17 protein-coding genes are annotated in these 24,776 nt (G+C 60.0%); 2 read left to right on the forward strand and 15 right to left on the reverse strand.

Annotated elements, in window-relative coordinates; genetic code table 11:
• Nucleotides 1-141: 141 nt before the first annotated feature.
• The 3 genes from ACWUI2_RS20485 to ACWUI2_RS20495 form a co-directional block, all read right to left on the reverse strand.
• Nucleotides 142-1,167, reverse strand: coding sequence for a LacI family DNA-binding transcriptional regulator (locus ACWUI2_RS20485; protein WP_486984706.1), 1,026 nt, complete (start codon nucleotides 1,165-1,167; stop codon nucleotides 142-144).
• 183 nt (nucleotides 1,168-1,350) lie between these two features.
• On the reverse strand, nucleotides 1,351-4,608 hold the full coding sequence (locus ACWUI2_RS20490) for a hypothetical protein (protein ID WP_486984707.1): 3,258 nt from the start codon (nucleotides 4,606-4,608) through the stop codon (nucleotides 1,351-1,353).
• A 31-nt stretch (nucleotides 4,609-4,639) separates the two neighbouring features.
• On the reverse strand, nucleotides 4,640-5,359 hold the full coding sequence (locus tag ACWUI2_RS20495) for a DUF1559 family PulG-like putative transporter (protein WP_486984708.1): 720 nt from the start codon (nucleotides 5,357-5,359) through the stop codon (nucleotides 4,640-4,642).
• Between the two features lie 363 nt (nucleotides 5,360-5,722).
• On the opposite strand from ACWUI2_RS20495, the gene ACWUI2_RS20500 reads away from it, so the two are divergent.
• Nucleotides 5,723-7,519 (forward strand): endo-1,4-beta-xylanase, encoded by a 1,797-nt coding sequence (locus ACWUI2_RS20500; RefSeq protein WP_486984709.1) that lies wholly within the window; start codon nucleotides 5,723-5,725, stop codon nucleotides 7,517-7,519.
• 34 nt (nucleotides 7,520-7,553) lie between these two features.
• Here the strand turns inward: ACWUI2_RS20500 and ACWUI2_RS20505 are convergent, their stop codons facing one another.
• From ACWUI2_RS20505 to ACWUI2_RS20550, 10 genes are all read right to left on the reverse strand, one after another.
• Nucleotides 7,554-9,536, reverse strand: coding sequence for a COG1470 family protein (locus ACWUI2_RS20505; protein WP_486984710.1), 1,983 nt, complete (start codon nucleotides 9,534-9,536; stop codon nucleotides 7,554-7,556).
• A gap of 89 nt (nucleotides 9,537-9,625) precedes the next feature.
• Nucleotides 9,626-11,476, reverse strand: coding sequence for a phosphoenolpyruvate carboxykinase (GTP) (locus ACWUI2_RS20510; protein ID WP_486984711.1), 1,851 nt, complete (start codon nucleotides 11,474-11,476; stop codon nucleotides 9,626-9,628).
• A gap of 212 nt (nucleotides 11,477-11,688) precedes the next feature.
• The gene (locus ACWUI2_RS20515) at nucleotides 11,689-12,273 is read right to left on the reverse strand and encodes a DUF4126 domain-containing protein (RefSeq protein ID WP_486984712.1); all 585 of its coding nucleotides are present in this window, start codon (nucleotides 12,271-12,273) and stop codon (nucleotides 11,689-11,691) included.
• Between the two features lie 107 nt (nucleotides 12,274-12,380).
• Nucleotides 12,381-13,589, reverse strand: coding sequence for an anaerobic sulfatase maturase (locus ACWUI2_RS20520; protein ID WP_486984713.1), 1,209 nt, complete (start codon nucleotides 13,587-13,589; stop codon nucleotides 12,381-12,383).
• Between the two features lie 143 nt (nucleotides 13,590-13,732).
• Entirely contained in the window at nucleotides 13,733-15,667 is a 1,935-nt protein-coding gene (gene dxs / locus ACWUI2_RS20525; protein ID WP_486984714.1) for a 1-deoxy-D-xylulose-5-phosphate synthase, read from the reverse strand.
• 48 nt (nucleotides 15,668-15,715) lie between these two features.
• Complete coding sequence (xseB, locus tag ACWUI2_RS20530) at nucleotides 15,716-15,967, reverse strand: exodeoxyribonuclease VII small subunit (RefSeq protein WP_486984715.1); 252 nt, start codon at nucleotides 15,965-15,967, stop codon at nucleotides 15,716-15,718.
• A 99-nt stretch (nucleotides 15,968-16,066) separates the two neighbouring features.
• Nucleotides 16,067-17,164 carry a hybrid sensor histidine kinase/response regulator gene (locus ACWUI2_RS20535; RefSeq protein WP_486984716.1) on the reverse strand — a complete coding sequence of 366 codons (1,098 nt, stop codon included), beginning with the start codon at nucleotides 17,162-17,164 and terminating at the stop codon, nucleotides 16,067-16,069.
• A 60-nt stretch (nucleotides 17,165-17,224) separates the two neighbouring features.
• Nucleotides 17,225-18,100, reverse strand: coding sequence for a bifunctional methylenetetrahydrofolate dehydrogenase/methenyltetrahydrofolate cyclohydrolase FolD (gene folD, locus ACWUI2_RS20540; protein ID WP_486984717.1), 876 nt, complete (start codon nucleotides 18,098-18,100; stop codon nucleotides 17,225-17,227).
• Between the two features lie 24 nt (nucleotides 18,101-18,124).
• Entirely contained in the window at nucleotides 18,125-18,949 is an 825-nt protein-coding gene (locus ACWUI2_RS20545) for an SH3 domain-containing protein (protein WP_486984718.1), read from the reverse strand.
• A gap of 58 nt (nucleotides 18,950-19,007) precedes the next feature.
• Nucleotides 19,008-21,704: a PAS domain-containing hybrid sensor histidine kinase/response regulator gene (locus ACWUI2_RS20550; protein ID WP_486984719.1), complete on the reverse strand. Its 2,697-nt coding sequence runs from the start codon at nucleotides 21,702-21,704 to the stop codon at nucleotides 19,008-19,010.
• 413 nt (nucleotides 21,705-22,117) lie between these two features.
• Between ACWUI2_RS20550 and ACWUI2_RS20555 the strand changes: the two genes are divergently transcribed.
• Nucleotides 22,118-23,122, forward strand: coding sequence for a PIN/TRAM domain-containing protein (locus tag ACWUI2_RS20555; RefSeq protein ID WP_486984720.1), 1,005 nt, complete (start codon nucleotides 22,118-22,120; stop codon nucleotides 23,120-23,122).
• A 47-nt stretch (nucleotides 23,123-23,169) separates the two neighbouring features.
• Here the strand turns inward: ACWUI2_RS20555 and ACWUI2_RS20560 are convergent, their stop codons facing one another.
• Together ACWUI2_RS20560 and ACWUI2_RS20565 are read right to left on the reverse strand one after the other, a co-directional pair.
• Nucleotides 23,170-24,258 (reverse strand): tRNA-dihydrouridine synthase family protein, encoded by a 1,089-nt coding sequence (locus tag ACWUI2_RS20560; protein WP_486984721.1) that lies wholly within the window; start codon nucleotides 24,256-24,258, stop codon nucleotides 23,170-23,172.
• 10 nt (nucleotides 24,259-24,268) lie between these two features.
• Nucleotides 24,269-24,739, reverse strand: a complete 471-nt coding sequence (locus ACWUI2_RS20565) for a bifunctional nuclease family protein (protein ID WP_486984722.1) — start codon at nucleotides 24,737-24,739, stop codon at nucleotides 24,269-24,271.
• Nucleotides 24,740-24,776 lie beyond the last annotated feature (37 nt).

The raw sequence follows: 24,776 nt of genomic DNA on the forward strand, positions 1-24,776 counted from the left end.
GTTCCCCCCTCGCGCCGGGGGACCGCTCGCCAGAGCGGTGGGGTGTGTAGCGGAGCCGATTCGGCGAACGCCAACCCTTTTCGGACGGGGTCTATCTAATATCTCAACCTTTTTTTCGCATAATCCGCTGAATCATTCAGGTTAGGGCGCGGTCCGCCTGCGGACCGTGGGGCCTTCGCGCCATTGGCCGTCGGTGAGGACGGTTTTGGGCATTTCGGGTATGCCTCGTTCGTTGTTGTAAATTTGTTCGACGAGGAGATCGACGGCGGCGCAGCCGAGACGGGACGTTTTTTGGTCGATTCCGGCGACGTCGCCTCGTTCCGGGGTCCAGTCGAGATGGATGTAGCCGATGTCCTCGGGCATTCGCAGGTTCATGTTGCGCAACCAATCGAAAACCCGGCCATCGGTGGTGATAATGACGTCGGGGCGCTCCTCCCCGATCCATGTCCGGAAGCGCTCTTCGGAAAATCGATCGCTCAGGAGGGGCTTGACCGGGGCCAAGGTCTCATGGGTCACCTGAAAGACATAGAAGCCGGCGAGCCAGACGTTTTTGACGCGGTCGGAAACTTCTTTGGCCATGGCGAGGCCCGGGCGGGTGTAGCCGCGGTCGAGAGCCTGTTGCATCGCTTCGGAGATGGTGAGGAACTGGTTGTTGCTGACCCGGTGGGCGGCGAAACTGGTGAACGTGTGGGCGATGGCCACGGTGGAAAACCGGCTCCAGTCGAGATCGAAACGATATCCGGGGGAAGGAAGGGGGGCGATGATCACCCCTGGAATTCCCCGTGACTCGAGGATCTGAGTGAGGCGACCGCCGGACGCGTTCACTTCGCCGTGCCAATGGGTTTCCACCCGGTAACCGAGTTGTTCGGCCCGTTTCTGGATGCCCTCGAAACATTGGACGAAGGTTGGGAAACGTTTCCATCCGTCCCGTTCGGGGAAGCAGGTGAGAAAGCAGAGGGTCGGTTGGCTGATTTGGGGTTGGCTCCCCCGAAGGCTGGTCATCAAGGCGGAAACCATTGGGTTCGGCCGGTAGCCAAGGCGTTCGGCGGTTTCGCGCACCCGTTCGCGCATCTCGTTGGAGATACGGTTGCTGCCGCGAAGGGCCATGGAGACCGTGGCTTTGGAAACACCCAATTCGGCGGCGATGGTTGCGAGAGTCGGATTCATGATTGCTGAGTGCCAGTCAGATAAACATGAAAGCGACGGGCGGATGGGGCAAGTCCTACCGAACGCCAGTGAGTGGAGGTCGGCGCTCCGCTCCTTTGGTGGAGCGGAGCTGCGGTTCTGAGGCGAAAATTCGTCGGATCACTCGGTGATCCGACGACGGAGACTGGAGTGTCGCTTTCTCTTTTACGGCTCCATCAACTGGACCCGGAGGCGCATGAATTGGCGGGGGGCATCGGTCGAGATCGCTTCAACGGTTACGCTTTGGAGAATGCCTTCTCCGGTGCGATCCGTTTCGGTCACAAACTCTCCGCCGCTGTTCCATTGAATCAAGTCTTCCGAAACTTCGACGAGATAAACCAAGTCGGAGGCGTCGGTCCGTTCGGTGTAGGTGAGGGAAAAGACTCCGCCGACATGGTCGAGGCTGATCAGATCCTGCCCGCGAACCGGTGTTTTGGCCGGAAGGTCGTAGGCGTATTTCATCAGGTTTGTGATCCCGTCGCCCGCGGGTGTGGCGAGCAATCCGCTGATGGCTTCGTTGTCCCATTCTTCGGGGAGAAACTCGGAGGTTTTCCAATCGCTGAAGGAGACGCCCGCCGGAGCGCTGGACGGAGTCATGGTGACCTGCAGTCGAGGAGCGGCGGTGGTTCCGGGACGGAAGAAGGCGTAGCGGAGGACGCCGAGGTCGAGGTTGCCGTCGTCGTAGGAGAGGCGGAGGACCGCGTATTCCCCGGGTTGGGCACCGTGGTCGTACAGGTGGTTGAGGAAGTCGGCGAGGTCGAATTGGACTCCCGCGGTGGTGAATTCCGCCTGCGAAGTGGGAGTCGACGGCGTGACCAGGTTATTATGGAGCTTCACGGTCGCCGGAATGTTGGCGCCGGGAGCGTCGTCGGTTTCACCGGCGTGCCAATGGGCGGAAGAGAGGATCCGGTCGCTTTGATAACCGACTCCCCAGAGATCGACGTTGGCCGCACCGGGGTCGCGGGTCCGGTCGTCGCGGGTGATGGTGAGAATGGCATCGCGGATCTCGGCACCGGTCGGACGGGCGGGCAATTCGAAAAGGAGGAAGGTTGCGTTGGTGGCCCGTTCGGCTTCACCGCCATTGGTGCCGACGATGGCATCGGCGAACCAGCGGAATTCCCCGTCGGCCCGGCGCTTGCCGATCGCATTGGCGACGGCCGTGCCGGATGCGTTTTGTCCGGCGGTGGCGGCGATCGCGAGAATTTGGCCGCGCAGGACGGGGGTGTTGGTCCAGCTGAATTCGTGGAAATCCCAAACGGCGTTCTCTGTCTGGCGATGGCGGGCGCCGAGCCCGAACCGGTTGCCGGAGGGAGGCGAGGAAATGACGCCGCTTACTTCGGCTTCCCGTTGGTTCCCATCGAGCAAATAGGCCGAAAAATTTAAATCACCCTCGGAGGAGTAACGTCCCTCGAAGTGGAGGAAATAGGTACCGCCCGCGGCGAAAACCGGAGGTTGGGCGAGCGAGGCGAGATCGGTGCGGGCGATTTCGGCGCCGTCCATCCCTTGGCGAACCACCAGGCTCCCGCCGGCAGGGGAAGTTGGAAGCCATTGGAAGGTGTAGAAGGCGGAATCGTCGGTGGCGTCGAAATCCTGGAGATCGGAGTTGCCGAACAGGACCATGCCGACTCGATTGGCCGATTCGTTGGCGTCGAGACTGTTGACGGTCAATCTGGCGCGGAGGAAGAAGTCGGTGCCGGCGGAGAAATTGCCGACCCGGGTGGTGAGGAGGGCGTTTTCGAACTCCGTGCCGGAGGGGGGCAAACGTAAGGCGTTGGTTTCGAGTGACCATTGGTCGGGGAGGTTGCGGCGGAAATCGCTGCCGTCGTGCAGGCCGGCACCGGAGCCGAAGTTCCGGGCGAACGGGGCGAGCACAACTGGATCAGGCACGATTTCGCCGGGTTCGTCGCCGAGAGTGAGGTGGAGATTGTGAAAGTCGAACAGGGGGTCCGCTTGAGAGTCCTGTTCCCGTTGGGAGCGGGAGCCGAAGCCGAAAAGATTACCCTGGTAGGGAGCCGCGATGTTGGCGGAAATGGTTTGGGAATGATTCTCGGGATCGGTGAAAGTGAAGCTCAAACGAAGACCGCCGCTTTCGTCGTAGACTCCTTCGGCTTTCAGGCGGAACGGCACGGAGGTGTTCACGCCGGTGTTCGGGTTGCCGTATTTGCCGGGATGAAGGCCATTCCATCCGGCGTGGGCGAGTTCGGCGCCATTGAACCCTTGGCGGATCTGGATAAAGGAATTGCCGGATGTCGCTTCGGGAAACCAGACCAAACTGTAGAAGTCGGTGTCGAGGTTGCTTTCGAACGGTTGGTTGAACGGAACATGGGGGCCGGCGAGGACCACGAGGCCGGCCCGGGCTCCACCGAGTTGGACGAAATTGGCGAGGGTGAGATCGGCTTCAACAGTGAAATCCTGCCGATCGAGATAATCGGAGACTTCGGCGAGGGCCGTGCTTGAGACATAGGAGGAACTCCCTGGGGTGTGGCGGAGGGCGTCGCCTTGGAGGGACCAGTTCGCCGGACGGTTGCGGAGGAGTTCCGAACCGTCGGATTGGGCACCGGCGGTGCCGAAGTCGAGGGGGAAGTCGGTTGAGGCCAACGGGGTGTAATTCTCCTGCCAACCATGGAAATCGGTCCCTTGAGCGGCAAGATTTTCACCGGTGTTATCGATGGCGAGGTGGCCGATCTTCATCCCGAGGTTGGGAGAGACATGGCCGAGGGCCATGAAGTGGTTCAGTGCGTCGGAGGAGGAACCGCCAGTGCGGAAGGCGAAGGTGTCGACGGTTTGACCGTTGAGCTGGTAACTGAGGCGGTCGGCCTCGGTCGCGGTCCGGCTGGTCGCGGGGGCTAGATAGATCCGGAATTTGTCCCCATCGGTCCGGTCGATGACATACCAAAGGTTGTACCACATGCCGTTTCGCAAGGTGGTCAGGTCGAAGAAATTACCTCCGTCGCGCAGGCTGAACCGGTGGAGATTGGGATCGGAGTGCGGGTTGACGATCGTTTGGACGCGGTAGGCGCCGAACGGGGTGTCCTGGCCGGCGTCGGGGTTGAAGGCGAGGCCGAATTGCGCTCCGCCGCTCCATCCGGCGTTGAACGGCCCGGCTCGGAACTGAATGAAGAAGGTCGCTTGCTCACCCGGTTGGATCGCGGTGCCTGCGGGCAAGGGGCGGGAGGCGCCCCGGAAGACGTCGGTCCAGCCGTAGCCGAGGAAGCGATGGGGGCCGTCGGCTTGAATCTCGGCGAAGCCGGTATTGCCGTGGGCGAACCACGGTGCGGCGACGTTGCGGACCTGTCCGGTCGAATAGGTGGTGAAATCGTCGACCAAGGTGAAATCGGCTTGGGCGGCGGGGAGAGCGAGGGTGGCGGCGGTCGCGGAGACAAAAAGAAGCGACCGAATCTGACGAAGAGTCGGGATGTTCATGGCGATGCGGGTGGGTTGTCGGGATGAGGGATTAGTAATTCAAGCGGACGTTCAATTCGCGAACGCGCCCCTTTTCGAAAGAGTCGACGTGGCCGTCGACAAAAACGGCGTTCATCCGGCCATTGTGGCGGAAGCGGAAATGGCCCGGGCTGCCGCCGTCGGTGTCGGGACCGCTGTCGATGTAGTTATCTCCGTTGTCGGGAGAGCCGTCGCCCCGCATGGGGTTGATGCTCCAGTAATTCGAGTGGGAACCGCCGTGCGCCTGCTGGGTGGCGTCGCCAAAAAGAATCACTTGGGTCGGGCGGACCACCATCTCGGGGCTCCAGCGCGGACGGCTGGAGTTTTCCAGCAGATCGGGCATGAGCCTCGGATGGGCCGAATAGGAGGGACGGTTTCCATCATTCGATTCGATGGTGCGGGAAGGGCAAACGATGACGTCGGAGTTGCGCCAGAAATCGGCCGACTCCGGATTCGTGCCACCCAGATATTCGCGCATTTCCTGCGGCCATGGCCGGACCGGCGCGGGTGAAAGACTCGCCGGCAGGAAACCATGGTCGTTGGCGTAGATGTGGGCGGCGAGACCGATCTGGCGCAAGTTGCTCCGGCAGCGGGTGTCCCGGGCCGAGTCGCGCACCCGTCCGACGGTCGGGATCAGGATGGCCGCGAGGATGCCAATGATGGCGATGACGGTCAGCAGTTCGATCAAGGTGAACCCCCGGTTCGGGGAGGAATGATTGGGAATTGATTTCATGGGCGGATCTAAGTTTTAGTTGATGTGAATATCGTCTCCCGCCACCGGCGACGGCGCAATAATACCGGCGTTAAACTCGTTAAACTCCAGCGACATCCGCCCAAGCCCAATGAGCCTTCCGTCGCTTCTTCCCGGGTCCGACCGGTGTGGGTGGGTTTCGTTCCGTTCGCGGAATCGACCCCGACGTCCCCCTGCTGGAAATTGGACGTTTCGCGGTGACCTAAGGCCGTGCGATCGGCTCCAATGGGTGATTGAGGATGTTTAACGAGTAAAACTTTCTAGCGATGGATCGACTCGCCGCAGTGAAGAAGACCGGTTTGATTTGCCATTGAAAGCGCAACCCTTTCGTTCGCCGAATACCTGATGAAAACGAACGCACTCCTCCGATATTTTGTCTTGCCCATCTTTTTCGCCGCCGGAATCCATTGTATGGCCTCGGTCTCGGCGACTGATTTCATTTCCGCCGAAACGATCCAGCCGGTGGGCCGGACCGATCTGTTTTCGGTGCAGCGACGATCCGGTTTGGGACCGGCGGGGGATCTGAGCGGCTACCGGATCGAGGTGCAGCGGGAGGCGGTGCGACCGTTCGACGTGGCGATCGGCGGCGGATCGGCGTTCGCGGTGGAAAGGGGAGACGTCGGTCAGGTGGTTTTCTGGGCGCGGACCTTGCAGTCGCCGGACGAGACCGGACAGGGGCATTTCCGCGTGGTGGTTCGAGACCGGGCGAATAGTTGGCCGCGGATTGTTTTGAACCAATTTTCCGCCGACCGGGAATGGCGGGAGTTTTCGGTTCCGTTTCAGTTCAATCAAGCGTATCCGGCCGGAGAGATCCTTGGCTTGCTCGAATTCGGTTTCGGCGCGCAAATTTTGGATGTCGCGGGGGTTCGGTTTATCCAGCATGGGAAAAGCGTCGATGTGGCGGATCTTCCCCGGGCCCGGACCCGCTACGCCGGGGATGAACCGGATGCGCGGTGGCGGAAGGAGGCTTTGGAGCGGATCGAACGGATCCGGACCGGCGACCTGGTGGTGGAAGTTGTTTCGGTCGACGGCGCCCCGGTGGATGGGGCCGAAGTGACGGTGCGAATGGTGAATAGTCAGTTCGATTTCGGCACTTGCTTTCGTGCCTCGCGGATCATGGGAGAGACCGCTGACGATGAAATTTATCGACGGAAAATGACCCAACTCTTCAACGCCGGGAGTCCCGAAAACGAATTGAAATGGCCTTATTGGCGGGACGGCGTTTACGACAACAATCAAACTCTGGCGGCACTTCGCTGGATGAAGGACGAAGGATTGCGGACGCGGGGGCATGTGCTGGTTTGGCCGAGTTGGCGGATGATGCCGCGCGGTCTCGCGGCGTTGCAGGGGACGCCGGAGGAGCATCGGATTGTCGATGAGGTGATGGATCATATCCGCGACATGCTGACGATCACCGACGGGCTGCTCGTCGAATGGGACGTCATCAATGAACCCTACAATCATCATGATCTGATGGATACGTTTGGCCGTGGCATCCTGGTGGATATTTGGAAACAAGCGGAACGGTACGCTCCGGAAATCCCGTTGTATCTCAACGACTGGGGGAATCACGACCAAGTTGCTGACGCCGACCACGTCGCCCATTTCGAGGAGACGGCGCGGTTCTTGATCGAAAACGGGGCCCGGGTCGACGGGCTTGGGTTGCAGGCGCACATGGGCGGATTGCCAACTCCGCCGGAACGGGTTCTGGAGACGCTCGACCGTTACCAACGAAACCTCGGGCTCGATGTCCGCATCACCGAGTTCGACGTTAACACCGAAGATGAGGAGATGCAGGGAGCGTATACCCGCGACTTTTTAATCGCGATGTACAGCCACCCTTCGGTGGTGGGGGTGCAAATCTGGGGTTTCTGGGAAGGGCAAATTTACGTTCCCCGGAAAGCCCTCTACCGCCGCGATTGGTCGGAGAAACCGAATGGGGCGGCCTGGCGCGAACTCGTCACTGAAACCTGGCGCACCCGCGGCGGAGGAACCGTCGGCGACGATGGCCGCTGGCAGATCCGCGGTCATTTCGGAGAGTATCGAGTGGAAGTTCGGCAAGGGGATCGCGTGACCGTCCTATCCATCGATCACTCGGCGGAAAATGCGGGGCGCCCGCACGGGATCACTTTGGAGAAGTAACCGTCGACCGGGCGGGCGAATGAACTTCGGGAGGTTAGCGGCGGATGGCGTAACCCCAGCCGGTCCGGACGACTTCCCCGAAGCGGGCGTCCTCAAAAAAGTGATACGTTCCTGGCTCGACCTCCGCTCCGGCCGAAATGCGGCGCTCGATGGTATGCGATTGCCGCGGGCGCAAGGTGAAGGTGGTTTCGGAATCGTCGCCGGTCAAACCGGGGGGAAGTCGGAGCGCGGTGGTGATCTCCAACGGACGGGTGCCGGGATTGGTGAAGGTGACCTGGACAGTCCGGGTGACTCCCGGTGGGAGCGAAACGACCGGCATCCGAATTTGGAGTTGTTTGGAGGGATGATCGGCAGAGCTGTGGCGACGAATCAGTTCGTGAAAGGCTTGGGCTTTGATGGTCGGAGTGCCGTCGGCTCGGATCAGAGCGGGGATCGGGTCGGCTCCGTTGGATGATTCGGCGAAAGCGTGGTGAAAAACCAGGCCGAGGCTGCCTTGCGATAACACGGTTTCATAGGCCTGGAATAGGCGATTGGCCTGTTCCTCGTCGGATTGCTCCGCGTCGAATCCGGGGTCGAAGGAGATGACGACCGGCTGACGATTTTCCTTTCGCGCCCCGAGGGCCAAGGCGAGGACGGCGTCTTTGAGGGAATCGAGCGAATCCTCGGGAGCCAAATGCAGCGATTGGGTCAGGGGTGCATCGTTGTCGTCGTCCGCGAGTTCGTAAAGCCCGACCCGGTCGCCGAGACGTTCGAGGATGGCTTCGGCCTCGGATCGGCTCATAGCGAGGGAGAGCATGGTCTTGAGGCCGCTATCGCGAATGGTGTCGAGGGCGGTTTCGAGAGACTGAATGGCGGAATCGGAAGTGATCGAAGAGTCAACATCGGTGAGCCGGATCCATTCGAGCCCGAGGGCGTTGGTGATTCGGAGGTTTCGCTGGAAATCGTCGAGGGAGGCATCTCCGGTGCCGGGGAGAGGAAGGTTGGCTCCGAACCGGACGCCGGGAACGCCAAAACTGACGTGGAGTTCGTCTGCGGTTTGCCGTTGCTCCCGATATCCGGCGAAGGCAACGAAAGCTTGGTCGACCTCCGCGGGCGTCCGGGGCTTGGCGGGGAGAATGCGGTAAACCCCGGCGGTCGAAGCGACGAGCAACCAATCCGACTCGCGCTGGAAAACCTGTTCTCCAGCCACCTGGTTCCGCGGAAGAATCGCCTGGCTGCCGTTTGCCCCGTCCGTTTGCCAGGCAAACCAACTGGAGCGACCGTCGAGGGACGTATCGATTGGCTCGATACTTCCGTTTCGGCGGACGGTGGCCGCACCTTCGGGAGCGGTCACGATCTTGGCCAAGCCGAGGCGGGACTCTCCGGATGCGGATTCATCGATATTGATTTCGATATCAGTGATGCCGGAAGTGTAGAGATGGTAACGGATCTCGATCGCCGGGGCTCCTTCCGGGTTGGAAACGGAACGGAACCGAAGTTCACTTTTCACCACGCCGTGGGATTCGCCGGTTGGTTCGAATCGGATCGAGGAAAGCTCGCCGGATGGAGCGGTGTTTTCCGGCGAAGGTCTTGTCCAAGCCACGTCGAAAAGATCGGTCCGGGTTTCGGCGGTCCACTCAACGGTTTGGGGGAGTCCGCTGGGAAACGATCGAGTGACTTGGACGGGCGAGGGGGGCTGACCAGCGCTTCCGCCGATGGTTTGAAAAGTATAGGTGCGCGATTCCCCCGGGCGAAGTTGGGCGTCGATCCATCCCTTCGCTGGTTGCGAGTTGTGGGCGGGAGCGAGTTGGACCGGCAAGTAATGAGCTTCGACGGTGCCGCCGGTCACGGAGTGGGAGACGGCGAGAATCCGCCCATCGTGATCGGCCAATTCAGCCGGGAGCGGGAACGAAAGGCTTTCGCGGATCGCGAACGGATGGTTGTTGGAAATCCGCAGCGATTCCACGGCGGCTCCGAGCCCGGTTCCAGTGGATACGATGAGAAGGCAGATCAGGAAGCGAGTGAAGTGGCAATTCATAGCGACCGAGTCTGCCACCGCCCCAGGGAAGAATAAACAAAAAAACGGGCGGTGGCTGTCGGTTCGTGATGAAAGGGCTCCCTCCGAACTTATTCCAAAACTTCGATCGAGGGACGCCAGGTGCCGGGCTTGCGCCAGAGGCGGGAAAGGAGGAGTTCCCGTTCGTAAAGGAATTCGCGAGGGAGACGATTGTAAAGGCTCATGAAGAGATTGCTCTGGAGCTGCGCCTCATGCTTCCAATGTTCGCGGTTGATCGACATCAGTTCCTGAAAATCCTTGAACGAGACGTCTTCCAACCCCCGCCAATCGATGTCCTGGTAACGCGGCATCCAGCCGAGCGGGCTTTCGATCGCGTAGCGTTTGGAATGGGCGCGTTCGACGACCCATTTCAGGACGCGCATGTTCTGGCCAAACCCGGGCCAGAGGAAGTTGCCCTCTTCGTCGGTCCGGAACCAGTTTACGATGAAGATCCGGGGGGGATTGGGAAGGTTGGCCCCGACATCGAGCCAATGGTCGAAATAATCGGCCATGTGGTATCCGCAAAACGGCAACATCGCCATCGGGTCGCGGCGGACTTTGCCGACCTCGCCGACGGCGGCGGCGGTGGTTTCCGAGCCGAGGGTGGAGGCCATGTAGACGCCGTGCGGCCAATTGAAGGTTTGGAAAACGAGCGGGACGGTGCCGCTCCGCCGTCCGCCGAAAATGAAGGCGCTGATCCGGACCCCTTCCGGCTTTTCCCAATCGGGGTCGATGGTCGGACATTGGGAGGCGGGGGCGGTGAAGCGGGCGTTCGGGTGGGCGGCGGTCCGGCCGCAATCGGGAGTCCAGGGCTCGCCCCGCCAATCGGTCAGTTTTTCCGGCGGTTTTTTGGTCATCCCTTCCCACCAGACGTCGCCGTCGGGGGTGAGGGCGACATTGGTGAAAATGGTGTTCCGGCTGATCGTGGCCATCGCGTTCGGATTGGTTTTGGCCGAAGTGCCGGGGGCGACTCCGAAGAAACCGGCTTCCGGATTAATCGCGTAAAGGTGGCCGTTGGAGCCCGGTTTGATCCAGGCGATGTCGTCGCCGACGGTGGTGATTTTCCAATCGGAAAATTCCGGCGGGGGTACGATCATCGCGAAGTTGGTTTTGCCGCAGGCGCTGGGGAAAGCGGCGGCGAGGTAGGTTTTCTCGCCTTCGGGGGATTCCGCGCCGAGGATGAGCATGTGCTCGGCCATCCACCCTTCGTCGCGGGCCATGCAGGAGGCGATCCGGAGGGCGAGGCACTTTTTGCCGAGCAAGGCATTGCCGCCGTAACCGCTGCCGAACGACCAGATCGCCCGTTCCTCGGGGAAATGAACGATGTATTTCTGGTTGGCATTGCAGGGCCAGGGAACATCTTTTTCACCGGGTTGGAGTGGTTTGCCGACGGAATGAACACACGGGATAAACGGTTTATCGCCGAGGACTTCGAGAACCCGATCGCCGATGCGGGTGGTGATCCGCATGTTGCAGACGACATAGGGGGAGTCCGAGATTTCGACCCCGATTTGGGCGATTGGGGAGCCGAGCGGGCCCATGCTGAACGGAATGACGTACATGGTCCGGCCGGCCATGCAACCGTCGAAAAGTTTTCGCAACGTCGCCTTCATTTCGCGCGGATCGGCCCAATTGTTGGTGGGGCCGGCGTCGGCTTCGCGCGAGCTGCAGATGAACGTCCGGTCCTCGACGCGGGCGACGTCGTTCGGATCGGAACGACACAGGAAACTGCCGGGGCGTTTTTCGGGATTGAGGCGAATGAACGATCCTTGTTCGACCATTTGGTCGCAGAGGCGGTCGTATTCCTCCTCGGAGCCGTCGCACCAATGCACGGATGCGGGGCGGCAGAGGGCCGTCATTTCCTCGACCCACCGATGGAGGGCCTGGTTGCTGGTCGGATGAACTCGAGTCTGAGTGCTCATGAATGTGTGCTGCGATGATGTGACGACGCAAACGGCAACGGCGGAAGCCGGGACAGGCTATGGGCCGAGGGTTGTGCGGAACCGGGCGTCGGCGGGTGTTTGCTCTCCGTGCCCGGCACGATTCCGACGATGGGGAAAAGACCGGGGAATGGCAAACCTAAAGAAGGAGGATTTGCCAACTCGAAGGCGACTCGAGTCGAACGACAAGAAGGTTACGCGGGGCCTGCTGCGGTCGGCGGGGGAGGGCGCTTCCGGCTGCGGAAGATCAATCCGATGCTGCCTACCAGAAAGAGGATCACCAGGGCGAGGGCGATCCAGGGCAAAAAGAGGGCCAAGCCGGCCGTCGCGACGGAACCACCCGCTTCGGCGGTGGAAACAACCGGATTGCCCAACCCCCCGGTGGTTAGAGTGGAGGCGCCCCGGGCCAATACGCTGACTCCCTGGACGGCCCCGGCGGTTCCACCCCCGGCGACGATCGCCACGGCCCATTTAAGCAACGGGTCGAGATCGGTCACCACGCCCCCCATGGCCAGAGAACCGGCCACTACCGCCGCCGGAGTGGCGATCGAATCGAGCAGGTTGTCGATCCAGGGAATATAATATCCTCCAATCTCCAGAGCCGTGGCGATGGCGAACGCCATCATCGCCGGATAGGAAGCGATCCACTCCAATTCGTGGGCCAAGGTGAGTTGTCCCGCGTTCGCGCCAATGCTCATGACCAGCAACGGCACAAATACACGGAATCCGCAGGCCGCGGCCAGACCGACTCCGATGACGACGCTCGATACAAGATCCATTCAGTATCTATGTATAACGTCTTTTGGACATCCGGCGAGACGCAAACGCGAAAATGGGACCGGGTTCGTCCGGCGAAACCGGTTCGGCAAGGGGAGCGCAGCCGGTTTTATGAACGCATGATGTCGGCGGGGGCACGACCGCGGGCCAACAGGTCGGCCATTTTTTTCATCGCGGGCTCGCTGGTTTTGAAAAACTTCCGGTAACCGGCGCAGAGATAATTCAAGCCGGGTTGTCCGTCGGAAGTCCGGAGAAACCGATGCTTCGGACAACCGCCATTGCAGGCGAAAAGATAGCGGCAGTTGCGGCAGGCGTCGGGCAACGTATCCGTTTTGTCCTGACCGAATTTTCGCTGTTTCGTCGAAGCGATCATATCGGTGAGATCGCCCTCCATGATGTTGCCGAGCCGGTAGTCAGGATAAACATAATGGTCGCAGGAGAACACGTCTCCATTGGATTCCATCGCGACGCCATGGCCGCAGGTCGGGGCGAAGATGCAAATCCCCGGAGGACCTCCGACCCAGGTCGAGAGGGTGACGTCGAAGGTTTGGACGAACACCTTTCCGACGTCGTGGCGCACCCATTCCCGGAAAATCGTCGAAAGGAAATTCCCGTAATCCTCCGGTCGGACGCTCCAGGGAGTGACCCGGTCGGATTCGTCTTCCCCCGTTTCCAGGTTCGGCGGAGCGGCCAGGGTGGCGCAGGATTCATCGTTCCGTTCGACCACCGGGATGAATTGGAGATAACGGCTGCCGAGTTTTTTCAAGTAACTGTAAACCAGCAACGGCCATTTGGAGGTCTGCCGGTTGACCACCGTCAACGTGTTGAATTCGACCCGATGCTTTTGCAGAATTTCAACCCCGCGGACCACGCGGTCCGATGAAGGGTCGCCCTTCTTGTCTTTCCGGTAGGTGTCGTGGAGGTTGGGAGGACCGTCGACGCTGATTCCGACCAGGAATTGATGGTGGTGGAGGAAGGCCCCCCATTCGTCGTCGAGCAAGGTGCCGTTGGTTTGGAGAGCGTTGCCGATGCGCCGCCCGTCGGCGTAGTGTTGTTGGAGTTCGATCACCCGCCGGAAAAATTTTAGTCCGAGCATCGTCGGTTCTCCCCCTTGCCACGTGAAAACGACTTCCTCCGTCGGCTGACTTTCAATGTATCCCCGAATGTAACGGTCGAGCACCTCATCCGTCATCCGGAAGGCGTGACCGGAAGGAAACATCGTCTGCTTTTCGAGGTAAAAACAATAATGGCAGTTGAGATTACACAAGGGGCCGACCGGTTTGGTCATCACGTGGAACGGGTAATCAGAGCGCTTCATGATCTCCTCGTGTAGGCCATGAACCCCCGGTTGTCAAATGGCGTTGTTAGTAGCTCAAGTTATTCTTTCTGAACAACTTGAGTTCTTGATTGACGCTACGCATCCGTTGCCGAAGATTCGGCATGGATTGATTGAAAATCGCTTCAGAGCGAGAGAAGGTGCGGCTTTTCCGCCAGCAACCGGGTCCGGATTTTTTGGTGGATTGATTCGGGATCGAGACCGTGCGCCTGACGGAGGGATTCGACGGACGAGCCGTGTTCGATGAAGCGGTCGGGCCAGCCGATGCGTTCCACCGGGGTGCGGAGACCGGCTTCGGCCAGGCTTTCCAGAACGGCGCTGCCGAATCCGCCCGGCAACGTATGATCTTCCATCGTGACCAGCAGGGAAACCTGTTCGCCCTGTTCGTGGAGAAGCCGGGTGTCGAGTGGTTTGATGAAGCGGGCGTCGACGACGGCGACGCTGACTCCCTCTTCCTCTTCCAGCCGGGCGGCGATCGCCAAGGCATCACGGACCATGGGGCCGAGAGCCCAGATCGCGATATCGGTCCCGGACTTCAGGAGTTCGGCTTGGCCGATGGCGAGTTTCCGCGGTGATTCCTTGATGCCGGTGCCTTCGGCGGAACCGCGCGGGTAACGGATGAAAGTCGGAGAAGGCGTATGGAGGGAGGTGTGCAGCATGTCGACCAATTCGTCTTCGTTGCGCGGCTGCATGATGGTGGCGTTCGGGATGCAGCGGAGGAAGGCGATGTCGAAAAGACCATGGTGGGTCGGACCGTCGTTGGGGGAGAGGCCAGCCCGGTCCATCGCGAAAGTCACCGGAAGATTCTGTAAGCAGATGTCGTGGAGGATCGGGTCGAATCCACGTTGCAGGAAGGTGCTGTAAATGGCGCAGACCGGGTGAAATCCTTTGGTTGCCATGCCACCGGCAAAAAGGACGGCATGCTCCTCGGCGATACCGACGTCGAAAAATTGTCCGGGCACTTCCTGTTCCAGTTTGGATAATCCGGTGCCGGAGGGCATGGCGGCGGTTATTCCGATGATCTTCGGATCTTTGGCCGCGAAGCCGACCATCGCATCGCCGAAGACATCCTGGTAAGCGGGGGCGGGGGTGGTCTTGGGCGGTTTGCTCTTACCGGTGGCGATGTCAAACGGGCTGGTCCCGTGGAACTTTTCGGGATGTTCGATGGCGACGTCGTAACCTTTTCCCTTGGTCGTGATGACATGAAGGAAGACCGGTTCGTCGGCTTGTTTGGCGAATTCGAGGTTCTTGGTGACCAAATCGATGTCATGTCCGTCGATCGGACCGAGGTAACGGACCCCGTATTTTTCAAACAGACTGGCCGGGGCGACGATGTTTTTGGCGCTGTGTTTGGCGGCGGATCCCATGCGCAGGAGGGAATCGCCGCCCGGAACGCGTCGCAGGAACGATTCGACGTCCTCGTGCAGGCGGTTGTAAACCGGATTGGTGATCAGTTCGGTGAGGTATTTGGAGAGGGCGCCGACGTTGCGGGCGATCGACCATTCGTTGTCGTTGAGCACGACGATCAACCGCCGGGCGCAGGCGGTGATGTTGTTGAGGGCCTCCATGGAGATGCCGCAGGTGAGGGCGGCGTCTCCGATGACCGCCACCACATGTTCGTCACTGCCGCGAAGGTCGCGGGCGGCGGCCATTCCCAAAGCGGCGGAAAGGGCGGTGCCGGCGTGGCCGGCGCCCCAACTGTCGTGGGGGCTTTCGGCTTGAGTCAAAAATCCGCTGAACCCGCCCGTCTTCCGGATGTTGCGAAACGCCTCGCCCGAGCGGCCGGTGAGGAGCTTGTGCACGTAACCTTGGTGGGAAACGTCGAAGACGAATTGATCCGTCGGGGTGGAAAAGACCCGATGAAGCGCGATGGTCAGTTCGACCACTCCGAGGTTGGGCCCGACGTGACCGCCATTGACGGAGGTGACATGGAGAATTTCTTCGCGGATCTCTCCGGCGAGCCGGGAAAGTTGCTTGGGGTGCAGTTTTTTAACGTCATCCGGGCAGCGGATGTCGTCGAGAAGTCGCGAAGCGGGATTGGGTAATGAATGATCGGCCATAGGATACGGTGCCAAGCGGAATGTGACGAATGGAGTGAAGGCGCCCGGTCAGGCGGGGTCGGAATCGAGGGGCAAGAGCGAATCTCCGGCAGCGGTCTTTTTCAGTTGCTCGATTTTTAACTCGGCCTCATTCAACCGTTTGCCGCAAATTTTCAGGAGGTCGCTTCCTTCTTCATACTTGCGCAGTAGATCGTCGAGAGGGATTTCCCCCTCTTCCATTGCCTCGACAATCTCCTCCAAACGTTGGAGGGCTTCCTCGAAATTCGGGGTCTTTTCCCCCAGGTCCGTCACATCTTGCACAGGGAAACAATGCCAGAGGGTTTGCCGATTTCAACTTTAACTTTCTCAACGACCCCGCCGACGGTTCATTCCGAAGTTGTCGGGGGAGTGTTTGCCGGATCAATATTCGTGGGTGAGGGTGGCGCGGGTCCCTCCTTCGGGGCGGCCTTCGACCTTCAGTTGACCGGAGAGATTGCGCAGGCAATGGCGGGCTACGGTCAAACCCATGCCGGTCCCGACGGTGCGCTTGGAGCTGGTGAACGGTTCGAAGAGGCTGTCTTTCAGGCTGGGATCGATTCCCTTGCCGAAATCGTCGACCGTCACTTGCAGAAGGTGTTTACCGTCGGTTTCGACCGTGGTTCCAGTCAAGATGATCCGGCGTTCGCCGATTACGCCGTCACCGTAGCTCTCCCAGGCGTTGATGAGGACGCGGGCGATGGCGTCCTCCATCACCTCCGGATTCGTTTGCACTTGCCGGTCTTCGTCGGCGACGATTTCCACGGGATCGTTGATTTGATATTCGTGCTGGTAGCGAGCGACGGCCCCGGTGAGAAGCTCTTTTAAACCGATGCGGGAGAGCGGGAGCTGGGTTTCCACCGCGACGTAACTGACCTGTTTGACGAGTTCGACGATCCGCATGACGGCCCGGTCGAGCATGACCGCGTTTTTCTGGACCATCGCGGGTTGGTCGTAGAAGGTCTTGATCAGATCGACGTAGCCGACGGTGACGCCGAGGAGGTTGTTGAGATTATGGGCCAGGCCGCGGGTGATGGCGCCGATGGTGGCGACCCGCCGGGCCTCGCCGAGACGTTTTTGCAACTCGATGTTTTGGCGGTTGATCGCGAGGAATCGGAGTTGGGTTCGGATCCGGGCCAAAGTTTCGTCCAAATCGATCGGTTTGGTGATGTAGTCGACCGCGCCGCTTTCCAGTCCTTCCAGTCGCCCTTCTTTGCTGGAGCGGGCCGAGATGAAAATGACGGGGATCGATTTCGATTCTTCGGACTGTTTGAGGCGCTGGCAGACTTCGATGCCATCCATCCCGGGCATCATCACGTCGAGGAGAATGACGTCGGGAATCTCCCGTTCCACTTCCGCCAAACATTCCGGCCCGCTTTGGGCGGTCCGGACATCCATGTTCTCCCGCTCGAGCATTCGCTTGAGCAGGTGAACGTTGATCGGTTGGTCGTCGACCACCAAAATCTTTGGCTTTTGATTCACGGTTGGATTTTAAATAAACAGTGAGTCCGCTTCGGGGCGTGGCGAGTCGAACCCGCCGCGTTACGGAGTCCACTGCTGCTGAAAGGCCTTGACGGTGTTTTTCATCAAAAGGGCAACCGTCATCGGCCCTACGCCTCCCGGGACGGGAGTGATTTGTCCGGCGATTTCGGACACGCTTGAAAAATGGACGTCGCCGACGAGGCGGTAGCCGGATTTGCGGGAAGCGTCCGGGATGCGGTTGACTCCGACGTCGATCACTACGGCACCCGGTTTGATCATGTCGGCAGTGACGAATTCGGGTTTGCCTATGGCGGCCACGACGACGTCGGCCTGGCGGACCAGTTCGGCCAGATTGGTGGTGCGGGAGTGGCAGACGGTGACCGTGGCATTCGCGGTCTCATTCTTCTGCATGGCGAGCAAGGCGAATGGTTTACCCACGATGAGGCTGCGGCCGATCACCACGACGTGTTTGCCGTTCAGGGAAATTCCGCTGCGGACGAGGAGTTCGAGGATGCCTTGCGGGGTGCAGGCGGTGAAACCGCTCGAATCCTCCTGGCAAAGTTTCCCGAGATTGACGGTGTGAAATCCGTCGACGTCCTTCTCGGGCAACACCCGGCGGAAAGTCGCGGTTTCGTCGATGTGGGCGGGAAGGGGGGATTGGACGAGAATTCCGTGGACGGAATTGTCCTGGTTGAGTTGGTCGATGAAGGCGAACAACTCGTCCTGGGTGATTGAATCCGGGAAAACCGACATCTTGCTTTCGATCCCGATGCTGGCCGCGGTTTTCTCCTTCTTCCTGACATAGGAGACGGAGGCTGGGTCGTCGCCGACCCGCACGAAGGCCACGCACGGGCGGGCGGGGAGGGAGGCGACCTCGCGGGTCAGTTCGGCGATGATTTCTCCGGCAATCCGGTTTCCGTCGATGAGAATGCTCACGCTGAATGTATTCCTTCCTGGGTTTTATTTGCGGTGCATCCGTTCGACCCGAATGACGAAGTCGCGCCGGCCCTCCAGCGGTTCGGCCCGGCCGTAGACCTCAAATTGGTGACCGTAAAGCCGATCCATCGGGGTCGTAATGAGGAGCTTGGACAAGTCGACGTAAGCGATCCGGTTGCCCGATTGATCCACAATTTGGTGGGGATACGGTTGAGTTCGTCCGAAAAGGGAACGGGTGGGGCTGAGGTAGCCTTCAAAGGCCCGGAGGGTGCCCGGTGTCGGGGTGCCGGCCCGTTCGGGGATCCGGGGCCGCGGTTGGGAAGCGTCGGCGACCGGGACGTCGCGGACCTCTGATTGTTCGGTGCGCGCGCGGTCGCCGTCGGTGCGCGAGCCCTCACGCTCGGTGGAGCGAGGGGCTGCGTCGGCCCCGGGGCGGACGTAGCCGGTAACGGGCTTGCGGAAGCTCACTTCGGCCCAGTTTCCGTCGACCCGGCCGACTTCGAAAACGTCGCGTCGTTCGGCATGGGCGAGGATGTTCCGCGGATTTTCTGACGGCGAAACATAGATCGGGGAGCCGGAGGTGATGGTCAGATCTTTCCGCACCTGCGAAAGGCGGACGTGGCCCCGGAAATTATCCTGAAAAGCGATCGCTTCCCATCCTTTTTCTTTCTGCTCGGCGGTCAGTTCGACCTCCTCGGCCGGAGGCACCCGGGGGCTGTTCGCCGGAAGAGTCCCGATCACCGGGGAGTTGGAGTCCGGGCGGAGGTGGACCGAAAGGCCGCTTCTTTCGGCCACGCCGGAGGAAGCCGAAAGCCCGAGCAAGAGGATTGAATAAAATAAAGTTCTCATAGCTTTTCAGTTATCAGTGGTTCAAGTAAGTCAGGGGTTCACGCTGCTTCAACCAAAATCACTCGTCCGGAGGCGCCGGTTCGCTCTCTTTGCCAAGAACTTTACGGAGGACCCGGCCCATTTCCTCGGAACGGTAGGGTTTGGAGAGGACTCCGTAAAAGCCTTTATTCAGGTAAAACTCCTGGGAATCGTCGGTGCTGTAGCCACTCGAGACGATCGCCCGGACGTCGGGGTCGAGTTCCCGCAGTTTTTGCAGGGTTTCCTCCCCGCCCATCCCACCGATGATGGTCAAGTCGAGAATCACGGCGTCGTAGGGCCGGTCGACTTTCAAATAACGCCGGTAGAGGGCGACCGCTTCTTCGCCGTTGCGGGCGATGTCGAACTGGTAGTCGAGGCGATGCAACATGCCCGCCGCGAGGGCGGCGATGTCTTCGTCGTCATCCATGAAGAGGATCCGGCCAGTGCCGAATTTCAGGCTGGGAATCCGGCGGCTCTCTTCCGCGACGCCCTCGGAGGATTTGGGCAGGTAGACGAAGAAGGTTGTGCCGACGGCCACTTTCGAGGTGACGGTGATTTGTCCTTCGTGGAGACGGACGATCGCAGCGACGGTGGAAAGGCCGAGGCCGGTGCCAGTCTCCTTGGTGGTGAAAAACGGTTCGAAGATCCGGCTGAGGTTCTCCGGGGGAATTCCCCTTCCTGTATCCTTGACGGCGATACGGACGTAATCCCCGGGAGGAAGGCCGGTGGTGTCCTCTCCGCTCAACACGAGGTTCTCGCCGCTGATGGTAAGCTTACCGCCGGCGTCGCCTATTCCTTGAATGGCGTTGATGATGAGATTTTGGAACACCTGGCTCATGCGGGCCGCATCGATCGCGACCGGATGGAGATCGGAAGGGATTTCGACGGTGGCGACGACTTTCGAGCCCGCGGAGGAAAGCCGGAGGCAATCCTGGATCAATTTCCCAAGGTGTTGCGGCTTGCGTTCGCCCTCCCTTCCGCGGGCGAAGGTGAGGAGTTGGCGGGTCAAATTCCGGGCGGATAGACAGGCTTTTTCGCTGTTGTCGAGCAGGTCCCAGTTTCTCGTCTCGCGGGCCAGTGAAAGACCGCCGACGATCGTGGTGAGGAGGTTGTTGAAATCGTGCGCCACTCCCCCCGCCAGCAAGCCGAGCGATTCCATCCGATTGCTTTTGGCGAGTTCCTCGGGCGTAAGCGACATTTCGACCGGGTCTCGGAAGACGAGCACCGCGCCGAGAATCTTTTCGCGAGAATCGCGGAGGGGGAGGCAGGAAAGGACGATTTCGCGGGGATCGGTTCCGGCTTGTTCCAGCAGGAAATCCCGGCTGAAGAGAATCGGCCGGCCGGAAGCGAGGACTTGATCGGCCAGGTTTTGCTTCAGTTCGCGGTCGAAGGAGCGGACTAAGGGAAGCGCCTCGGTGAGGGTCCGTCCGATCACATCCTGGGCCGTGAAGTGGCCAAGGGTGGCCGCTTTTTGATTGCAGAAAATAACGGTGGCGTGGGCGTCGGTGAGAACGACTGCTTCATTGACCGCGTGAAGGGCGGCGTAGAGCGCCGCCGGTTGGGCGGGTTCGTCCCAGGTGACGGCGCCGGAGTCATCCTGGTCGGATTGCAAACCGATGACCCGGAGTAATTCCCCCCGGCGGTTGGTGATCCGGACGATGCGGGCGTGGAGATTGACAAATTGTCCGTCCTTGCCCCGGATCCGCAATTCTTTGGAAAAGGAGGCCGGGGAATCGCCCGGACCGAAAACCGCCGCGAAATCCTCGGCCGATTGTCCTCCCTTCAATAGTCGCCATAAATGGTCCGGACCTTCGCGCGGATTCGTTTCGGTGAATCCGAGTTTTTCCCGCCAGGCGGGCGAGAGATAGGCGGTCCGATGGCGAAGATCGAAATCGAAGAATCCGAGTTTTCCCCGTTCGACCAGGGTGAGGAAGCGATCTTCGTTCTGCAGGGTTTCTTCTTCAATCTCCTTGCGCTCCTGAATGTTCAGATGAAACCCGGTGGCCCGGGCCAGTCGGCCGGATTCGTCGAACGTTTGAACTCCGACGCTTTGGATCCAAAGGTAGCGGCCCGATTTGTGGCGCAGGCGAAATTCGATCGAAAACGGCAGGCGACCATCGGGCGGACCCTGTTCCGTGTGATCCGGGGTCGCCTCGGAATCTTCGGGGTGGACCAACTTGATCAACGTCTGGTGGTTGTCCGCGAGTTCGTGGGGTTGGTAGCCGAGCATCCGTTTCCAGGAAGGAGAATACCGGCAGGGGCCGTCCGGGAATTCCAATGCGAAAAATCCGATGTGATCGGCATCCTCGAGAAGGTCGACCGGGGCGGAGGCGGATGCCGCTACGTTGCCTGCCGGCGTTTCCCCGACAGCGGACTCGGCGGCCGACAGAGGAGAACCCGGATCGGCGGCGTTTCGCTCGACCAAACAAAAATAACCGCCCGCGGAGTCGCCCATCGATAAAATCTTCTCCAAACGGACCGTCACCGGGAAGGTTTCCGGTTCTTCTCCGTCGGGGAGGAGCGGCAGGGCGATCGGGTCGCTCAGGGCGGCTTCGCGGAGGAGATCCCATTGGAAAAGCCGGTCCTCCTCGGTCTCCGCCACCACTTCCATTTCAAAAAGCGCGGGGAAAAAGCGGCCGTCGAGCGGAGATTCGTCGGACGCGCCCCACCAGTCGCGAGCCGTTGAATTCGCTCCCGTGATCCTGCCGTCCGGTGAAATGACCAATACTCCTTTCAATTTGCCGCCGTTGTCCGAAGAGGTCGATCCTATCGGTGAGTTGAAAATGATCGGAGTCGTCGAATGATCAAAGCAAAACGGATGATCGTAGCCAAAATGGGCGGGCGGGACCGGCGGGCGCGAGACGGACGGATGGGCCAGTGGCGTTCGATTTTCGATTTATGACTTGCGCTGACCGCCGCTCTTTAGGGAACATCTCGTCGCCCTGGCAGACCTAACGGGATGACTCGCACGACACTCTCCGCGACCGACAGATGAACTCCGACAAAGACAACGAAAAGAGAAAGGCGGACCAAAGCCGCTTGATCATTTATTTGGTGATGGCGATCTTTATCGTTCTGCCATTTATCTTGCTCTACATCAGGCATTTTTAAGAATACATCCCCTGACGCCGAGGTGAACCGGGCCATGTGATGAACAAGAATCTCCTGACGATACGCATCCTTTTCATGTTATTGTGCGGGGCGGGGGCGTGGCTCGTCACTTACACGATTGAGGATTGGGATGACATCCGCTGGCTGACAACGACGTTCGGCCTGTTGCTGGGGGCGTTCGTTATTTTGGTCGATATTTTCCTCAAAGGGTTTTCGTTGCGGGGTTTGTCGGCGGTGACGTTCGGGCTCGCGGTCGGAGCGCTGGTGGCTTATTTGATTTCGAGTTCCCCGTTGTTCGAAGCCGGCGACGCGGAAGTGATTCATCTTTCCCGGTTGGCGTTGTTCGTGATTTGCAGTTATCTCGGCGCGGTGATCGCGTTGCGGGGCAAGGACGAGTTCAACCTGGTGATTCCGTATGTGCGGTTCGTCCCGCATGGGGTCGATGTCCCGTTGGTGGTGGTCGATACGAGTGCTTTGATCGACGGCCGAATCGTCAAAATCTGCGAAAGCCAGTTTTTGAGTTCCGCCCTGGTGATCCCGCGGTTTGTCCTGGACGAGCTGCAGAAAATCGCGGATTCGAACGATCCGGTGCGGAAGGCGAAAGGACGGCGGGGCCTGGTGGCGTTGAACCGGTTGAAAGCGTTGCCGCACGTCGATCTCCGAATCGAGGAAAGCGGAGTGGGGAAACAACAGGAAGTCGACGCGAAGTTGATTTTCGTGGCCAGCTCCCTGAAGGCTAAGCTCCTGACGATGGATTATAATTTGGCGAAACTGGCCGAGTTCCACGGAGTCGTTTGGCTCAACATCAACCACCTTATCCGGGCATTGGCCCCGGAACTGGTTCCCGGCGAAATACTGGTGGTGGAGTTGGTGAAACGCGGGAAGGAGGCAGGGCAGGGGGTCGGCTTTTTATCCGATGGATCGATGGTCGTGGTGGCCGACGCGGCCGATCATATCGGCCAGGAAGTCGTGGTGGAGATCAGTAGCGTCATCCCGTCCGGGGCCGGAAAAATGGTTTTCGGAAACTACGCCGGAAACAACTGATTTCTCGCACCGGCGAGACCGAGGCGGGCCCAAGTGACACGATGGTCTCACAGGCGACAGCCGTCGGTGGTGTCGACTTCGGGAGACTCGCAATTCGGTCGGGCGACCACGCCGGGATACGGCTCCGATGCGAACGGTTGGGAACCGTGGGCGAGCAGGTGCCGGTCGCAAACGGAAAACAATTCCTCCTCGGTCCGGGTGCGTCGCATGTCATGCAAAAAGGCTCCCTCCGGGTCGACGCTTTGTCCGATGAAATTCAGGTATTTCTTCATCTTGCTGACCTGGGCCCGTTCCGGGATCGATTCCGTTCGGGTGGCTTCGTAGAGCCGGCCGATGTAGGAGCGGACATCGGCCAAGGTCGGTTGGAAAACCGGATGACCGAGCAGATGTTCGCGGATTTGGCGGAAAATCCAGGGATTGCGGATGGCGGACCGACCGACCATCAAGCCGAAGCAACCGGTTTCTTCGGCCACGGTTTTCGCTTTGGCGGCGGAAGTGATGTTGCCATTGGCTTGCACGGGGCAATGGACCCGGGCGACCGCCCGGGCGATGAAGTCGTAATGAACGTCGCCCCGATACCCTTCCTTGACGGTTCTTCCGTGAAGGCTGAGCAGATCGACCTGGTGTTTGTTGATCAAATCGAGAATGGCGTCGAAGTCGTCGGTTTCTTCGAACCCGATTCGCATTTTCACGGTGAAGCGCCCGGGAATGGCTTCGCGCAAACGCCCGAGGAGGAGGTCGATTTTGGCGACGTCGCGCAGCAAGCCTCCCCCGGCGTTTTTCTTGTAAATCTTCGGAGCGGGGCACCCCATGTTGAGGTCGATCCCGGCCACCGGATATTCGCCGAGTTCGCGGGCGGTGGCGGTGAGTCGTTCCGGACAATCGCCGATCATTTGGGCGAAAACCGGCCGGCCGGTTGGGTTTTCGGTGATGGAGGAGAGAATATGCTTCTCCAGCCGCGAATGGGCATGGACCCGGAAATATTCGGTGAAAAAGTAGTCGGGCGCCCCGTAATGGCCGATCACTTCCATGAAGGGCAAATCGGTGACGTCTTGCATCGGGGCGAGCGAGGTAACCGGCAGGTCCGGCAGGATCGGCGCGGGCAAAGGCCGCGCGGAGAGAGTGGAGGTCGTCATGCCGAAAGAATCACAACGGATCGTCGTCGGAGGCTTCGCTTTCCTGCTGCTTGAGGATTTTCTCGAGGACTTCGGACATATCCTCGACCGTGTCCATGACTTCGCGGGCGACCAGGATCGGTTTCCTTTGTTGCAAGGCGAGCACCATGCTGTCGCTCGGCCGGGCGTCGACTTCGAGCAGTTTGGTGCCCAGCTCGTTTTTCATCGAAAGAAGCAGACGGGCGAAGTAGGTGCCGTCGCGGACGTCGTTGATTACGACCCGGTTTACTTCGACGCCGAGGCCGGTGAAGATGCTGCCGACGAGGTCATGGGTGAGCGGGCGCTCTTTCTTGACGGAGTTGATGGTCATGGAGATGGCGGCGCCAATGTTGTGATCCACGTAAATCACAAACGTCTTCTCGGTGTTGCCGAGAAAAATCGCACAACCATTGGCTGTGGGCATCACTCCTTTGACCCCCACCTCGATCACATCGTTTTTCATTCGAATATCGTACTCCAAAACCGACCCCGACCGCAAG

This window comes from Verruconatronum alginivorum (assembly GCF_056590205.1).

Coding starts and splice junctions, on each gene's coding strand:
- ACWUI2_RS20485 (WP_486984706.1), bottom strand. CDS start 1,167: ATGAATCCGACTCTCGCAACCATCGCCGCCGAATTGGGTGTTTCCAAA.
- ACWUI2_RS20490 (WP_486984707.1), bottom strand. CDS start 4,608: ATGAACATCCCGACTCTTCGTCAGATTCGGTCGCTTCTTTTTGTCTCC.
- ACWUI2_RS20495 (WP_486984708.1), bottom strand. CDS start 5,359: ATGAAATCAATTCCCAATCATTCCTCCCCGAACCGGGGGTTCACCTTG.
- ACWUI2_RS20500 (WP_486984709.1), top strand. CDS start 5,723: ATGAAAACGAACGCACTCCTCCGATATTTTGTCTTGCCCATCTTTTTC.
- ACWUI2_RS20505 (WP_486984710.1), bottom strand. CDS start 9,536: ATGAATTGCCACTTCACTCGCTTCCTGATCTGCCTTCTCATCGTATCC.
- ACWUI2_RS20510 (WP_486984711.1), bottom strand. CDS start 11,476: ATGAGCACTCAGACTCGAGTTCATCCGACCAGCAACCAGGCCCTCCAT.
- ACWUI2_RS20515 (WP_486984712.1), bottom strand. CDS start 12,273: ATGGATCTTGTATCGAGCGTCGTCATCGGAGTCGGTCTGGCCGCGGCC.
- ACWUI2_RS20520 (WP_486984713.1), bottom strand. CDS start 13,589: ATGAAGCGCTCTGATTACCCGTTCCACGTGATGACCAAACCGGTCGGC.
- dxs (WP_486984714.1), bottom strand. CDS start 15,667: ATGGCCGATCATTCATTACCCAATCCCGCTTCGCGACTTCTCGACGAC.
- ACWUI2_RS20545 (WP_486984718.1), bottom strand. CDS start 18,949: ATGAGAACTTTATTTTATTCAATCCTCTTGCTCGGGCTTTCGGCTTCC.
- ACWUI2_RS20555 (WP_486984720.1), top strand. CDS start 22,118: ATGAACAAGAATCTCCTGACGATACGCATCCTTTTCATGTTATTGTGC.
- ACWUI2_RS20560 (WP_486984721.1), bottom strand. CDS start 24,258: ATGACGACCTCCACTCTCTCCGCGCGGCCTTTGCCCGCGCCGATCCTG.
- ACWUI2_RS20565 (WP_486984722.1), bottom strand. CDS start 24,739: ATGAAAAACGATGTGATCGAGGTGGGGGTCAAAGGAGTGATGCCCACA.